This window comes from Campylobacter sp. BCW_4332, from assembly GCF_001763175.1.
Taxonomy (GTDB): domain Bacteria; phylum Campylobacterota; class Campylobacteria; order Campylobacterales; family Campylobacteraceae; genus Campylobacter_D; species Campylobacter_D jejuni.
This window is the reverse complement of sequence record NZ_MJYF01000024.1, coordinates 45,156-60,064: the sequence shown is the minus strand read 5'-3', so window position 1 is coordinate 60,064 and position 14,909 is coordinate 45,156. Positions and strand designations below refer to the sequence as shown.

At 31.3% G+C, this 14,909-nt stretch carries 11 protein-coding genes and 1 pseudogene; 7 read left to right on the top strand and 5 right to left on the bottom strand.

The window, feature by feature from the left end; all coding sequences use genetic code 11:
• Window positions 1-2 precede the first annotated feature (2 nt).
• From AJN64_RS01905 to AJN64_RS01895, 3 genes and pseudogenes are all read left to right on the top strand, one after another.
• Window positions 3-488 (top strand): HIT family protein, encoded by a 486-nt coding sequence (locus AJN64_RS01905; protein WP_070292593.1) that lies wholly within the window; start codon window positions 3-5, stop codon window positions 486-488.
• Window positions 478-1,476 carry a tRNA 2-selenouridine(34) synthase MnmH gene (mnmH, locus tag AJN64_RS01900; protein ID WP_002861230.1) on the top strand — a complete coding sequence of 333 codons (999 nt, stop codon included), beginning with the start codon at window positions 478-480 and terminating at the stop codon, window positions 1,474-1,476. Before AJN64_RS01905 ends, mnmH begins: the two co-directional genes overlap by 11 nt.
• 337 nt (window positions 1,477-1,813) lie before the next feature.
• A pseudogene (locus AJN64_RS01895) lies at window positions 1,814-2,405 on the top strand (hypothetical protein).
• Window positions 2,406-2,471: 66 nt separating this feature from the next.
• Here AJN64_RS01895 and hemH read toward each other — a convergent pair.
• Genes hemH through AJN64_RS01880 form a run of 3 tightly spaced genes read right to left on the bottom strand, consistent with a single transcriptional unit; the run spans window position 2,472 to window position 5,330 of the window.
• Window positions 2,472-3,389, bottom strand: coding sequence for a ferrochelatase (hemH, locus tag AJN64_RS01890; RefSeq protein WP_002881223.1), 918 nt, complete (start codon window positions 3,387-3,389; stop codon window positions 2,472-2,474).
• Window positions 3,386-4,252, bottom strand: a complete 867-nt coding sequence (locus AJN64_RS01885) for a Gfo/Idh/MocA family protein (protein WP_070233408.1) — start codon at window positions 4,250-4,252, stop codon at window positions 3,386-3,388. Before AJN64_RS01885 ends, hemH begins: the two co-directional genes overlap by 4 nt.
• 4 nt (window positions 4,253-4,256) lie before the next feature.
• Window positions 4,257-5,330: a DegT/DnrJ/EryC1/StrS family aminotransferase gene (locus AJN64_RS01880; protein ID WP_053872518.1), complete on the bottom strand. Its 1,074-nt coding sequence runs from the start codon at window positions 5,328-5,330 to the stop codon at window positions 4,257-4,259.
• A 114-nt stretch (window positions 5,331-5,444) separates the two neighbouring features.
• On the opposite strand from AJN64_RS01880, the gene alaS reads away from it, so the two are divergent.
• Genes alaS through AJN64_RS01865 form a run of 3 tightly spaced genes read left to right on the top strand, consistent with a single transcriptional unit; the run spans window position 5,445 to window position 10,452 of the window.
• Window positions 5,445-7,973, top strand: coding sequence for an alanine--tRNA ligase (alaS, locus tag AJN64_RS01875; RefSeq protein ID WP_070292592.1), 2,529 nt, complete (start codon window positions 5,445-5,447; stop codon window positions 7,971-7,973).
• Window positions 7,973-8,524: a septum formation inhibitor Maf gene (gene maf, locus AJN64_RS01870; protein WP_002881206.1), complete on the top strand. Its 552-nt coding sequence runs from the start codon at window positions 7,973-7,975 to the stop codon at window positions 8,522-8,524. Before alaS ends, maf begins: the two co-directional genes overlap by 1 nt.
• The gene (locus AJN64_RS01865; protein WP_053872520.1) at window positions 8,521-10,452 is read left to right on the top strand and encodes a penicillin-binding protein 1A; all 1,932 of its coding nucleotides are present in this window, start codon (window positions 8,521-8,523) and stop codon (window positions 10,450-10,452) included. Before maf ends, AJN64_RS01865 begins: the two co-directional genes overlap by 4 nt.
• Window positions 10,453-10,480: 28 nt before the next feature.
• Here the strand turns inward: AJN64_RS01865 and AJN64_RS01860 are convergent, their stop codons facing one another.
• Window positions 10,481-13,054: an ATP-dependent Clp protease ATP-binding subunit gene (locus AJN64_RS01860; RefSeq protein WP_053872521.1), complete on the bottom strand. Its 2,574-nt coding sequence runs from the start codon at window positions 13,052-13,054 to the stop codon at window positions 10,481-10,483.
• A gap of 111 nt (window positions 13,055-13,165) precedes the next feature.
• The gene (locus AJN64_RS01855; protein ID WP_053872522.1) at window positions 13,166-13,456 is read right to left on the bottom strand and encodes a metal-sensing transcriptional repressor; all 291 of its coding nucleotides are present in this window, start codon (window positions 13,454-13,456) and stop codon (window positions 13,166-13,168) included.
• Between the two features lie 117 nt (window positions 13,457-13,573).
• On the opposite strand from AJN64_RS01855, the gene AJN64_RS01850 reads away from it, so the two are divergent.
• Window positions 13,574-14,908: a S41 family peptidase gene (locus AJN64_RS01850; protein WP_083271909.1), complete on the top strand. Its 1,335-nt coding sequence runs from the start codon at window positions 13,574-13,576 to the stop codon at window positions 14,906-14,908.
• Window position 14,909 lies beyond the last annotated feature (1 nt).

The following is a 14,909-nucleotide window of genomic DNA, read 5'->3' as shown; positions in this document are numbered from 1 at the left end:
AAATGCAGTATTTGTATGCACCATGGCGGAGTGAGTATTTTGAAAAAGAAAAAAGCATTTGTCCATTTTGTGATTGTGCTAATAAGATCAAAAGTGATAAAGAATTAGGTGTGATTTTTAGAGCAAAGCATTGTTTTGGAGTGATGAACCGCTATCCTTATTCTGCGGGGCATTTTATGGTGATTCCTTATGTACATGAAGAGCATATAGAAAATTTAAGCGATGAAATTTGGCAAGAAATGAGCCATTTTGTGCGTTTGGGGGTAAAAATTTTAAAAGAGCAAATCCATGCAAATGGGGTCAATATCGGTATGAATTTAAGCAAAGATGCAGGAGCTGGCATAGCTTTTCATTGTCATTATCATCTAGTGCCACGCTGGGCAGGAGATACAAATTTTATCACAACCATAGGAGAAACTAGGGTTTGTGGCACTAATATCGAGCAAGTTTATCAAAAACTTGTTTTGGCTTTTAAAAATGCTCAGTGAAGTTGAATTTACAGAATTTCAAAAAGAAAATTTCTCTCTTTTAATCGATGCAAGAAGCCCTAGAGAATTTTTGCATTCTCATTTGATAGGAGCTTTAAATTTTTATGCACTCAATGATGAAGAATATCAAGAAATAGGAACGATTTATAAGAAAAATCAAGCTTTAGCCAAGGCTAGGGGTGCGAGTTATATTTGTCAAAATACCGCTAAACATATATTAGAAATCACTCAAAATTTTCGCATAGGAGAAAAGGTGGGGATTTATTGTTCTCGTGGGGGTTTGCGTTCAAAATCTATCGCAGTGATTTTAAGTGAGCTTGGTTTTAGAGTGGTGCGTTTAAAAGGTGGCTTTAAAGCTTATAGAACTTTTGTAACGCGTTATTTTGAAAATGAAATAAATTTTGATTTTTTTGCTCTTTGCGGCAATACAGGCTGTGGAAAAACAGAGCTTTTAGAACAACTCCCACAAGCTATAAATTTAGAAAAAATGGCAAATCATTTAGGCTCATCTTTTGGTGATATTTTAGGAAAACAACCTACGCAAAAAGCTTTTGAAGCAGAACTTTTTCACAATATGCAAAATTTAGAAAATTTTGCTTTCATAGAAAGTGAAAGTCGCAAAATAGGGGATATCATCTTACCTTTGAAATTTTATGAAAAAATGCAAAAGGCTTTTAAAATTTATTGTTTTTGTTCTTTGGAAAATCGCGTTAAAAGAATACAAAAAATTTATCAAGAAAAAATGACTCCTTTAAAATTTCAACAATGTGTGCAAAAAATCAGCCCTTATATCAGCTTAAATTTACGCCAAGAATTGCTTCAAAGTTATGAGAAAAAAGAATGGCAAAAGCTTATTGTTATGCTTTTGGAGTATTATGATAAAACTTATAAAAAACCAGACAAGATTGATTTTGAGTTAAATACCGATGATATTTTAAAAGCTCAAGAAGAGCTTTTAGATCATTTTAAAGCGCAATTACTTTTTTAATATTAGATAATTTTATTAAATAATCAAATTTTTTCTTCATCATCTTACAATAATCCTTTTTTATCTTTGTTGTTTTTTAGCTTGGCCCAAATTTGTATTTTAATGCTAGTAAATTTGAATCATAGAGAAGTAAAATATTTTTTAAATCCCTATTTATAGTAATTTAAAATAAAAAAATAAACTTTTATAAAAAAATATATAAAATATTTCTTAAATTTATATTTTTTAAATCATTTTAAATATAATTATCTTGTAATTATATTTTGTAAGAAAGGGTAGGTAAGCGAATGCGGTAAATTCAAGTTTTATTGTATTGTGTACTCTGCTAGTTTTGCTTATGACTCCAGCTTTAGCAATGTTTTATTTGGGTATGGTAAGAAGTAAAAATACATTCAATACCATAATGAATTGCTTTATTGTTTTTAGTGTCATTGCTTTACAATGGGTAGTGCTTGAGTGGCTCATCCATAAAAACTGACTATTTTAGGTGGACTTAGTGGGCTTGTAGTTGCGGTTATGTAGATTTTATGCTTCTCTTGTTATAGGAGCTTTGTCTTTCTGTATTTTGTTGTTTTGGTTTGAGTTTTATTAAATACAAACTCAAATAGGATTGATTCTTTAGATGCTTTTTCTTTACACGGAATCGGAGGTGTTTGAGAGGAATTGCTACAGGGCTTTTTGCAAGTGCTAAAGTAAATCCTAATGTGATTGCTTAAAATGCGCTTGGCGAGATTTTTTATCAGTGGAAGTTTAGAGCTTTTAAAAGAGCAATTTCTTGCTATTATGATTTGTATGTTTTTTCAGCTCTCATAAGCTTTATTATTCTTAAGATTATTTCTTATTTTGTAGACTTAAGAGCGAAAGAAGAAGTAGAACAAAAAGGCTTAGATGTGAGTTTGCGCGGAGAAAAAGCTTATACTTTGGCTTAGTCAGCTAAATTTTTACCAAAAAGTCCTTGTTATTCTTTAAAAAAATGATAGACAAGGGTCTCAAATTCATTCTTGGTTAAGATCAGATAAATATTTTAAAATAAATTCCATAAATTCATCACTATCATTAGGACAACTTATTAAATCATAATCACATTTTGCTAAATGTTTATACTCCATACCTAGTTCAAAAATCGTTTCAGAACAATCTATACAAAAAGAAATAGGATAAATCAAAGCTTTATCGTTTAAATTTGCCAAAATATCGCTTGTATTTGGTTCAAGCCATTTTACAGGGCCTAGTTTGGACTGATAAGCTAAAATAAATTCATCAAAATGATCTTTTAATTTTTCTTTTAAAATTTCTACATGATTATTTACATGCTTTTCGTATAAATCACCCTTATCAATAATGCTTTGTGGTAAAGAATGCGCTGAAAAAATCAAAATTTTGGCATCAAATTTATTTTTTTTAGCCAAAATGTGCGAAATTATCATCTCATTATAAAGTTCATTTTTGTAAAAAATATCTATAGTTTTTACTTTTGCTTGAATTTTTTGCTTTGAAATTTCATTTTGCAGAACTTCTAAAGATGAAGTTACTGTGGTGCAAGAATGGTGCGGATAAAGTGGAAAAAGAATGATTTCATCACTTTCATTTAAAGTGTATTTTTGCAAAATTTCTGTGGCAAAAGGAGGCACATAAAGATTTACAAAATCAAATTTAAATTCATCTTGTTTTAAATTAAGCTTGTCACACAGGCTTTGAGTAAGTTCGTTTAAAGGGGATTTTCCGCCCATTTTTTTATAGTTTTCTTGCATGGCTTTAACGCGAGCCTTTGTTATGATCCATGCTACAAATTTTCTTAAAAATCGATTTTTGATTCCTAAAATATAAGGATCATTAAACATATTTTTTAAAAAAACTTCACAATCTTGTAAATTCGTAGCTCCGCCCATATTTAAAAATAAAACTAATTTCACGCAAACCTTTCTAAAATTTCTTGAACTTTGTAAGCATCGCTCGTGCTGGCTAGATGATTGGGTTGATTATCGATAAGTTTTAACAAAGCTTCGTGTTCTGAAAAAAGTGGACTTTGTTGAGTAAGTTCTATAAAATTTCCATCTTTTAATAAAGAAAAATCATTTAAATTGGCTTCATAAAAATGATTTTTAGTAATAAGATGAATTTTTCTTAGTTTTTGTGTGCTATTCCAACTTTGATGTATGCTAGCAATACATTTTTCAAGCCCACATAGAATAATGCTTTCACTTTCTCTTGTTTGATCTTGAGTGTATTTTTTAAGCAAATTGGTTTTTGTTATTTCTTGCTTGCTTAAAAAACAAAGCAAATCAAGATCATGTACAGCCAAATCTTGCAAAATCCCTACATCGCTGATTCTTTGCGGGTAGGGTGAAAATCTTTGTATGTTAATGCTGATAATTTCTTCATTTTCAAGCTCTTTTTTTAGGGCTAAAACTGCAGGATTAAATCTTTCGCAAAAACCTACGCCTACTTTTATGCTGTATTCTTTAGCTAAATTTGAAATTTCGTCTATTTCTTTTAAATTTAGAGCTAAAGGCTTTTCGATTAAAACGCATTTGCATTGTTTAAAAACTTTTTTTGCTATTGCTAAATGTGAATTTGTAGGTGTTGCTATGATGATAATATCATTATTTTGATTTAAAAATTTATTCAAATCATCATAAAAAATATCATCAAAAATATTTAGATTTGGATTTTTGCAAAGATCAAAAAGTGCATTAAGCTTAAAATGAGAATTTTTGCTAAGTTCATTTAAGTGGTTTTGCCCCATTTTTCCAAGGCCTATGATACCTATTTTCATGGAGTTAATCTTTAAAAATATAAATAACTTGTTCTTGTTCTTCTTCGCTTAAAAAAGGTGAAAAAGGCAAAGATAAGATGTGTTTGCTTGCATATTCTGAATTTTTAAGTTCTAAATTTGAAAACTTACTAAAGCAAGGTTGTTTATGCAAAGGGGTTGGATAGTGTATAGCATAAGGTATATTAGCTTTTTCAAATTTTTGCAATACACTAGATCTATCTTCAACTAAAACGCTGTATTGTGCATAAGCGCTAAAAGCATTTGGATCAATTTGCGGAATTTGGCAGTTTTTTAAATTTGCATTATAAGTTTGTGCTAATTTTTGTCTTTTGTCTAATTCTTTTTCTAGGTATTTTAACTTAACATTTAAAATCGCCGCTTGTAAAGTATCAAGGCGTCCATTTATACCTATAAATTCATGTTTATAACGCTGAGTTTGTCCGTGATTGAGTAAAATTCTTATTTTTTTAGCAACTTCATCATCATGGCAAAAAATAGCCCCACCATCGCCATAAGCTCCCAAAGGTTTTGAGGGAAAAAAGCTTGTGCATGAAATTTTAGCTATAGAGCAGGATTTTTCTCCTTTGAAACTTGCGCCAAAACTTTGTGCACCATCTTCGATCAAAGTGATATTTTTATCTTTTAAAATTTCTTCTAAAGCCCTTAAATCACTCATTTGTCCAAACATACTCACTGCTATAACAGCTTTAGTTTTTGGGGTTATTGCTTTTTGCACTGCTTCAAAATCAAGATTGTAATTTGATAGATTTATATCTACAAAAACAGGTTTTGCACCTGTTAAGGCCACAACTTCAGCTGTTGCTATGAAAGTAAAACTAGGCACTATAACTTCATCATCTTTGCCAATATCTAAAGCTCTTAAGGCAAGATATAAAGCACTGGTTCCACTTGAGCAACCTATAGCGTGTTTAACACCTAAAAAATGAGATAAATTTTGCTCAAATTCGTTAAGCTTTACACCGCCTATGAAAGAAGAGCTTGATAAAACGCTTTCAATTTCAGTATTGATTTCATCTTTGTATGCGAGATATTGGGCTTGAAGATTGATAAAATTCATAAAAAACCTTAGAGAAATAAAATTAAATAAAAATGTTTATTGTATTTTAGTTTTACTTAATTTAAAGTAATTTTGGTATGATATGTTTTTATAAAAATTTCTTTAGGAAAATTCATGGATATTAGAAAAGCTTATTTGGATTTTTTTGCATCAAAAGGACATGAGATAACCCCGTCAAGTCCTTTAGTTCCTGATGATGCAACTTTACTTTTTACTAATGCGGGTATGGTGCCTTTTAAAAGTATATTTACAGGAGAATTTCCACGCCCAAACCCTCCACGCAAAACAAGCTGTCAAACTTGTATAAGAGCGGGTGGAAAACACAATGACTTAGATAATGTAGGATATACCGCACGCCATCATACTTTTTTTGAAATGCTTGGAAATTTTAGCTTTGGAGATTATTTTAAAGAACAAGCCATAGCTTATGCTTGGGAATTTGTAACTGAAGTTTTAAAACTACCTAAAGATAGACTTTATGTAACCGTGCATGAAAACGATGATGAAGCTTTTAATCTATGGCAAAAACACATTCAAAAAGAAAGAATTTACAAATTTGGTGATAAAGATAATTTCTGGCAAATGGGCGATACTGGTCCTTGTGGTCCTTGTAGTGAGATTTTTTATGACCAAGGACAAGAGCATTTTAACTCAAGCGAAGATTATATGGGTGGAGATGGAGATAGATTTTTAGAAATCTGGAATCTTGTTTTTATGCAATACGAAAGAAGCGCTGATGGAGTGCTTAGCTCACTGCCAAAGCCAAGTATTGATACAGGAATGGGGCTTGAAAGGGTAACAGCGATTAAAGAAGGTAAATTTAGTAATTTTGATAGCTCGCTTTTTATGCCAATCATCAATGAAATTTCAAAACTTTGTAATAAAACTTATGTTTATGAAAGTGGAGCAAGTTTTAGAGTAATAGCCGATCATATAAGATCAAGTGTATTTTTACTTGCGCAAGGGGTAAGTTTTGACAAAGAAGGCAGAGGCTATGTTTTGCGTCGTATTTTGCGTCGTGCTTTAAGGCATGGATATTTGCTAGGTTTTAAACAAGCTTTTATGTATAAACTAGTTGATGTTGTATGCGATTTAATGGGTGGACATTATACCTATCTTAATGAGAAAAAAGACTTTATAAAAGAACAAATTCGCCTTGAAGAAGAAAGATTTTTAAGCACTATAGACAATGGGATTGAAATTTTTAATGAAGAGCTTAAAAACACCAAAGAAATTTTTAGCGGAGAAGTAGCCTTTAAGCTTTATGATACTTATGGTTTTCCGCTTGATTTAACGGCTGATATGCTAAGGGAAAAAAACCTCAAAGTTGATGAAGAAAAATTTGAACTTTTAATGAATGAGCAAAAAGCACGCGCTAAGGCTTCTTGGAAAGGAAGTGGAGATAAAACTGCAAGCGGAGATTTTAAAAACTTGCTTGAAAAATTTGGAGAAAATCATTTCATAGGTTATGAAAAAGCAGAATGCGAAAGTAAAATTTTAGCCCTTTTAGATGAAGATTTTAAAGAAGTTTCTACCCTTAAAGATACGGGTTGGGTGATGCTTGAAAACACACCTTTTTATGCGACAAGTGGGGGGCAAAGTGCTGATAGTGGGTTTATAGCTAAGTGTGAAGTTTTAGATACGCAAAAGTTTTTTAATCTCAATCTTAGCTTTGTAAAAGTAGGTGAAGAACTAAAAGTTGGCGATACGGTTCATGCAAAAATCGATACAGAAAAAAGAGAGCAAATCGCACGCCACCACTCAGCTACTCATCTTTTGCACCATGCTTTAAGAGAAATTTTAGGTTCTCATGTAAGCCAAGCAGGATCTTTGGTTGAAAGCAATAAACTAAGATTTGATTTTACTCATCATAAAGCTTTAAGCAAAGAAGAGCTAGAAAGCATTGAAAAAAGAGTGAATGAAATGATTATAAACTCAAGTGAAGCTATATTAGAAAATATGCCTTTAGAAGAAGCTAAAAAAAGCGGTGCCATAGCATTGTTTAATGAAAAATATCAAGGCAATGTGCGTGTTTTAACTCTAGGTGAAAGCAAGGAACTTTGCGGAGGAACTCATGTTAAAAATACTGCTCAAATAGGAAGTTTTTACATAGTTAAAGAAAGTGGTGTGAGTGCTGGAGTTAGACGCATTGAAGCTGTGGTTTCTAAAGCGGCTTTAGAATTTGTAAAAAATCAACTTGAAGAACTTTCTAAAGCAAAAAATGAGCTTAAAAATAATGATATTTTAAGCGGGATTAAGAAACTTAAAAATGAAATTTTAAGTTTAAAAAATGAGCTTAAAAACTCAAGTAAAACCGAGCTTGATTCTAAAAATATCCAAGGTGTTGAAATTTGCGTAAAGTGTATAGATAATGGCGATATTAAAGCTATGATTGATGATTTTAAAAACAAATTTGCTAAAGTGGTGATTTTACTTATCCAAGTAAAAGATGAAAAAATCACTTTAGCAGCTGGTGTTAAAGATGCGCCTTTAAAAGCAGGAGCTTTAGTTAAAGAAGCGGCGCAAATTTTAGGTGGAAATGGTGGCGGAAGAGATGATTTTGCTACTGCAGGTGGAAAAGATTTAAACAAAATTGATGAAGCTTTAAAACAAAGCTTAGAAACGATAGAAAAAGCACTTTAATGTTAATTCTTGCTTCAAGTTCCATTTCAAGGGTTAACTTGCTTAAAACCGCAAAGATTGATTTTAGGCAAGTTAGTTTTGATTATGATGAAAATTTAAATAAAAATATTTCACCTTTTTTATATGTTCAAAAAATAGTTCTTGAAAAAGAAAAACAATTTTTAAGTGCTTTAGGCAAAGATTTTCAAAACCAAAATTTACTTTTTGCAGATAGTATAGTTTGTATAGATGAAAAAATTCTTACCAAAGCAAAGGATAAAAAAGAAGCCTATGAAATGCTTGCCTTGCAAAATGGCAAGTATGCAAGTATTTTATCGGCTTTTTTGCTTGTAAAACCTGAAAAAAGAGTTTTTTCTCTTTCAAAAACTACGCTTTATTTTAAAAATTTTGATGAAAATGCTTTAAAAGATTATGTAGAAAATGATCTTTATAAAGGCAAGGCGGGTTGCATTATGTGTGAGGGTTTTCATCAAAATTTCATCACCCAACAAGTAGGAAATCTAAGCACTGCTTTAGGGCTTGATATCCAAACTTTAAAGGCTTATTTATGAAAATATTAAAATATATTTTTTCATTTTTTACTCTTTTGTTTATAGCTGGATTTATTTATGTGGCTTATCTTTTCACAAGTGCTGATACTGAGGGTTATACTTTTAAAGAATACAAACCTCCTCTTACAACACAAATTTACGATAGAAATGGCAAGCTTGTGGCTAATATTTTTGAACAGCATCGTTTTTACGCTCCTTATGAAGAGCTTCCTCCACGCCTTATAGAAGCTTTGGTTGCTATAGAAGATACAAGCTTTTTTGAACATAATGGAGTTAATATCGATGCCATTTTTAGAGCTGCTGTAAAAATCATAAAAAGCGGTGGAAAAACCATGGAAGGAGCTTCCACTCTTACCCAGCAATTTATTAAAAACACGGAATTAACCCCTGAAAGAACTATTACGCGTAAAATTCGCGAAGCTTTGCTTGCTTATAAAATGGAAACCATTTTAACTAAAGAGCAAATTTTAGAAAGGTATTTAAATTTTATCTTTTTTGGACATGGGTATTATGGAGTAAAAACCGCAGCTTTGGGGTATTTTCATAAAAATTTAAATGAATTAAGCCTTAAAGAGATTGCTATGTTAGTAGGTATGCCAAAAGCACCTAGCAGTTATGATCCTACAAAGCATTTAGATCTTTCCATCTCAAGAGCAAATAATGTTATTTCAAGAATGTATAATCTAGGTTGGATTTCAAAAGCAGATTATGATACAGCCATTAAAGAAATTCCGCAAGTTTATGATGATACGCTTACTCAAAATGCTGCTCCTTATGTCGTAGATGAAGTGATTAAACAATTAAGTCCTAATATCAAAGACTTAAAAACAGGTGGATATAAAATCATTTTAAATATAGACTTAGATGTTCAAAATATGGCGCAAAATGCTTTGAAATTTGGTTATGATGAGATAGTAAAACGTGATAAAAATGCAAATTTAAGCACTTTAAATGGAGCTATGGTTGTGGTAAATCATCAAAGTGGCGATGTTTTAGCTTTGGTAGGTGGGATTGATTATGAAAAAAGTAATTATAACCGTGCTACTCAAAGTATGCGTCAACCTGGAAGCTCTTTTAAACCTTTTGTGTATCAAGTGGCGATTAATTTAGGATATTCACCTATGAGTGAAATTGCTGATATTTCTAGAATTTTTGAAGGTGGAGCGGGTAATAATGAGGATTGGAAACCTAAAAATGAAGGGGGTAAATTTTTAGGTTTAATTACCTTAAAAGAAGCTTTAACAAGATCAAGAAATTTAGCTACCATTAATCTCGCACTTGATATGGGGCTTGATGTTCTTTACTCTAAACTAATGGAATTTGGATTTAAAGATATACCGCCTAATTTATCAATCGTATTGGGAAGTTTTGGTATTTCTCCTTTGGAGTATTCGAAATTTTATACCATGTTTGGGAACTATGGAACGATTAAAGATCCTCAAATTATCAGACAAGTTCAGGATAAAACCGGTAAAACCATCATGGAATTTAACTCAAATAAGCGTAAAGTCAGCGATGAAGCGCAAAGTTTTCTGGTTTTAGATATGATGAGAAATGTTGTTGAAAAAGGCACAGGGCGTAATGCAAGAGTAAAAGATATAGAAATAGCAGGAAAAACAGGAACAACGAATAAAAGTGTTGATGCTTGGTTTTGTGGACTTACGCCTGAAATAGAAGCAATCATTTGGTATGGAAATGATAACAACAAGCCTATGCGTTATACAGAAGGTGGCGCTAGAACGGCTGCTCCTGTGTTTAGAGAATTTTTAACTCAATATATAGAAAAATTCCCTGATACAACTAGAAAATTTAGCATTCCTAATGGAGTTTATCGTGGAAATTATAAAGGAGAAAGTGCTTATTATACCACCAAATCACCATTACCAAAAGCAAATATGAAATTTAATGAAAGTGAGATTATATTTTGAAAGTAGTTCCTTTCTACTTTCAAAATGATTAAGCTTTTTTGATGATTATTTCATCATCTTTTGCATCAATGATAATGCTATCATTTTCATGAAGTTCATCAGCAAGTATCATATCGCTTAATTTATCTTCTATAAGATCATAAATAGCTCTTCTTAAAGGTCTAGCACCAAAATCAGGATCAAAACCATCTTTAGCGATTAAAAGGGCTGCATTTTCGCTTAAACTTGCTTTTATCCCCTTGTTTTCTAAGCTCATTTGTAAATCTTTAAATAAAAGCTTGACTATTTCATAAGCTTCATCTTTTCCAAGTGGATTAAAGGTGATAATATCATCCAAGCGGTTTAAAAACTCAGGTTTAAAGAAATTTTTTAACTCATTTTTTACCGCATCTTCTTGTTCTTTTCCACTTAAATTCATAATGGCACTTGAGGCGATATTAGAAGTTAAAATGATAATGGTATTTTTAAAATCCACTGTTACACCTTTGCTATCGGTTGCTCTACCATCATCTAAAATCCCTAAAAGCACATTAAATACATCTTTATGTGCTTTTTCAACTTCATCAAACAAAAGCACGCTATAAGGTTTTCTTCGTACAGCTTCAGTAAGCTCTCCACCTTCTTCATGCCCTATGTATCCTGGAGGCGCACCTAAGAGTCTTGAAACACTATGTTTTTCCATAAATTCACTCATATCAAAGCGAATCATTGCTTTTTCATCATCAAATAAAAATTTCGCCAAAGCTTTAGCTGATTGTGTTTTTCCTACCCCTGTTGGCCCTAAAAATAAAAAGCTTCCTATAGGTTTATTGTCCGCATTAAGTCCTGCTTTGTTGCGTTTAATGGCTCTAGCTAAAGCACTTAAGGCCTTATCTTGTCCTATGACACTTTCTTTTAAATGTTTTTCCACTTCTAAGAATTTTTGTTTTTCAGAGGTTAGCATTTTTTGCACGCTAATACCTGTCCATTTGCTTAAAATTCCAGCAACCAAATCCTCGTCTACTTGATTTTTAAGTAAAACTCCATTTTCGCTCATTTTTTTCCATTTATCTTCTAAAATTTCTACTTCTTTTTCAAGACTTGGAATTTTTCCATACTCTAGCTCGGCTGCTTTTTGAAATTCACCTCTAGCTTTAGCTAAAGAAGCTTCATTTTTAAGTAGATCAATTTCTTTTTTCTTAGTGCTTATATCATCAAAAACACTTTTTTCATTTTCAAACTGTGAATTTAGGGCATTTTGTTTTTCTTTTAAATTAGCTAGTTCTTTTGTGATTTCATCGAGTCTTTTTTGATTTTTCTCATCATTTTCCATTTTTAAAGCTTCATTTTCAACTTCTAAAGTTTCTATATCTTTGCGTACTTTTCTTAAAGAACTTGGTTCACTTTCAATTTGCATTTTCAGTTCAGCTGCAGCTTCATCGATTAAATCAATGGCTTTATCAGGTAAAAAACGATCTGCTATATAACGCTTTGAAAGTTTAGCTGCAGTTACTAAAGCACTATCATTTATAGTTACATTATGATGAATTTCAAGCTTTTCTTTTATACCCCTTAACATAGCCAAAGCCTCATTAACACTTGGCTCACCTACATTTACAGGCTGAAAACGGCGCTGCAAGGCTGCATCTTTTTCAAAATATTTACGATATTCTTTTAAAGTAGTTGCGCCTATGGTATGGAGTTCACCTCTTGCAAGAGCGGGTTTTAAAATATTTGCCGCATCCATACTGCCTTCACTCGCTCCAGCACCTACTATAGTGTGAATTTCATCGATAAAAAGAATGATATTTTCACTTTTTATCACTTCATTAACCACAGCTTTTAATCTATCTTCAAATTCTCCTCTGTATTTTGCGCCTGCAATTAAAGCACTCATATCAAGAGCGATGACTTTTTTATTTTGTAAAGATTTTGGAACATCTTTTTTGATAATTCTTTGCGCTAAAGCTTCTACTATAGCTGTTTTTCCTACACCTGGTTCACCTAAAAGTATAGGGTTATTTTTGGTTTTACGTATTAAAATTTGCATCAAGCGTTCGATTTCTTCTTCTCTACCTATAACAGGATCAAGTTTACCCTCACTTGCTTTTAAGGTTAAATCTATACCAAATTTATTTAAGCTATCTAAGGTTTCATCGCTTGTTTTGCTATCGATTTTGCGTCCTGCCCTTAGACTTTCAAGCTCTTTTTGAAATTCTCTTAAATCTAAAAATTGCGCTAAAATTTCTTTAATAGGACTTTTTTGACTTTCACTTATAAGCCAAGTATCCACACTTAAATAACTATCTCCATTAGCACTCATCAATCCTTTAGCATTTTCTAATGAATTTATAAGTTCATTGGAAAAGCGTATATTTTCACGGCTTACATTTGAACTCGTTGCAAGTTTTGAAATTCTGCTTTTAATTTCAAGCTCTAAGGCTTCTTTAGAAATATTTAATTTATTTAAAATTTGATTTAAAATACTTGTACTATCTACGCTTAAAGCCCATAAAAGGTGCAAAGATACGACTTCGGTATTTTTAGAATGTATAGCTAAAGATGCTGCACTTTCAAGGTTTGAAAGCATATTATCAGTTAAAAAATCTTGTATATTTGTCATGTTTTATCCTTTATTTAGTTTATATACTTGACATTATATAACTTTAGTCATATAATGTCAAGTTAATTGAGTAAAATTTTTTAAATAATAGGACAAATGACTAATTTTAGATTATTTCATAAACATATCTATAGCCTTGTTTAATTCTTCTATGCTTTGAATATCATTTTCTTCTATAGCATGTACCATACAATGAGCTAAATGTTCTTTTAAAACTACTTTTGCGGTATTGTTAACTTCGGCTTTTATGGCAGCAAGCTGGATTAAAATTTCACTACAGTCTTTGTCATTTTCAACCATTCTTTTAATAGCACTTAAATGCCCTATGGTTCTACTTAGACGATTGCAAACTGCTTTAAGATGTTTTTGAGAATGTGTATGAGTATGTTTTTCTTGGCACATTGTATTAACTTTCTTTTTGGAATTTTTAGTCTATTTTAACATATTTTTAAGAATTTAAATTTATTTACGAAGTTTTAAGTAATTTTTATTAAAATTTACTCTTTAAACTAAAACTCAATAATGGAGCTTATTTTGAAAACAAAACGATTTTTTGCAGGTCTTGCAGGCTTTGCCACTACTTTTATTTTATGTCTATTTTTAACGAGTCATTTACAAGCTAAAGTTGATCAAAAAGAAGAGCAGGTTCAAAAACGCCTAGAAACTTTAGATAAGCTTACAAAAACTCTTGCCATAGTAGAGCAATATTATGTGGATGATCAAAATATCAGCGATTTGGTGGATAAATCTTTATCAGGGCTTTTAAGCAATCTTGATGCGCATTCTTCTTTTTTAAATGAAAAAGATTTTAATGATATGAAAATTCAAACCAATGGTGAATTTGGTGGTCTTGGTATAACCGTAGGTATGAAAGATGGTGCTTTAACAGTTGTTTCTCCTATAGAAGGAACACCAGCAGATAAAGCAGGGATAAAATCAGGAGATATTATTTTAAAAATTAATGATGAGGCCACTTTGGGAATTAATCTCAATGATGCTGTGGATAAAATGCGTGGTAAGCCAAAAACTCAAATCACTTTAACCATCTTTAGAAAAGGTACAACAAAACCTTTTGATGTTACACTTACAAGAGAAATTATTAAGATAGAAAGTGTTTATGCAAAAATGATAGAAAATGAAAACATTCTTTATCTTAGAGTTACAAATTTTGATAAAAATGTTGTAGATGTGGCAAGTAAAGAACTTAAAAAATATCCTAATGTTAAAGGGGTTATTTTAGATCTTAGAAATAATCCTGGTGGACTTTTAAATCAAGCCATAGGACTTGTAAATTTATTTGTAGATAAAGGTGTTATTGTTTCTCAAAAAGGACGCATCGCAAGTGAAAATCAAGAATATAAAGCCGATCCTAAAAACAAAATTTCTAATGCTTCTTTGGTTGTGCTTGTAAATGGTGGAAGTGCTAGTGCAAGTGAAATCGTAAGTGGAGCTTTACAAGATCTTAAACGCGGTGTTATTGTGGGTGAAAATACTTTTGGAAAAGGTAGTGTTCAACAAATCATACCTATTAATAAAACTGAAGCTTTAAGGCTTACTATTGCAAGATATTATCTTCCAAGCGGCCGTACTATTCAAGCAGTGGGTGTAAAACCTGATATTGAAGTTTTTCCAGGTAAAGTAAATACTCAAGAAGATGGTTTTTCTATAAAAGAAAGCGACTTAAAACAACATTTAGAAAGTGAGCTTGAAAAAATAGATAAAAATAAAAAAGAAGATAAACAAGAAAATAAAGACAATAAAAATCTAATCAGTCAAAAACAAATCAATGATGACGCACAGTTAAAATCAGCTATTGATACTATTAAAATTTTAAATATCAAACAAGGACAATAAA

Bases quoted from the DNA above. Each gene is read 5' to 3' on its own strand.
- AJN64_RS01905 (WP_070292593.1), top strand. From the start codon at position 3: ATGCAGTATTTGTATGCACCATGGCGGAGTGAGTATTTTGAAAAAGAA.
- mnmH (WP_002861230.1), top strand. From the start codon at position 478: ATGCTCAGTGAAGTTGAATTTACAGAATTTCAAAAAGAAAATTTCTCT.
- AJN64_RS01885 (WP_070233408.1), bottom strand. From the start codon at position 4,252: ATGAAAATAGGTATCATAGGCCTTGGAAAAATGGGGCAAAACCACTTA.
- AJN64_RS01880 (WP_053872518.1), bottom strand. From the start codon at position 5,330: ATGAATTTTATCAATCTTCAAGCCCAATATCTCGCATACAAAGATGAA.
- alaS (WP_070292592.1), top strand. From the start codon at position 5,445: ATGGATATTAGAAAAGCTTATTTGGATTTTTTTGCATCAAAAGGACAT.
- maf (WP_002881206.1), top strand. From the start codon at position 7,973: ATGTTAATTCTTGCTTCAAGTTCCATTTCAAGGGTTAACTTGCTTAAA.
- AJN64_RS01865 (WP_053872520.1), top strand. From the start codon at position 8,521: ATGAAAATATTAAAATATATTTTTTCATTTTTTACTCTTTTGTTTATA.
- AJN64_RS01860 (WP_053872521.1), bottom strand. From the start codon at position 13,054: ATGACAAATATACAAGATTTTTTAACTGATAATATGCTTTCAAACCTT.
- AJN64_RS01855 (WP_053872522.1), bottom strand. From the start codon at position 13,456: ATGTGCCAAGAAAAACATACTCATACACATTCTCAAAAACATCTTAAA.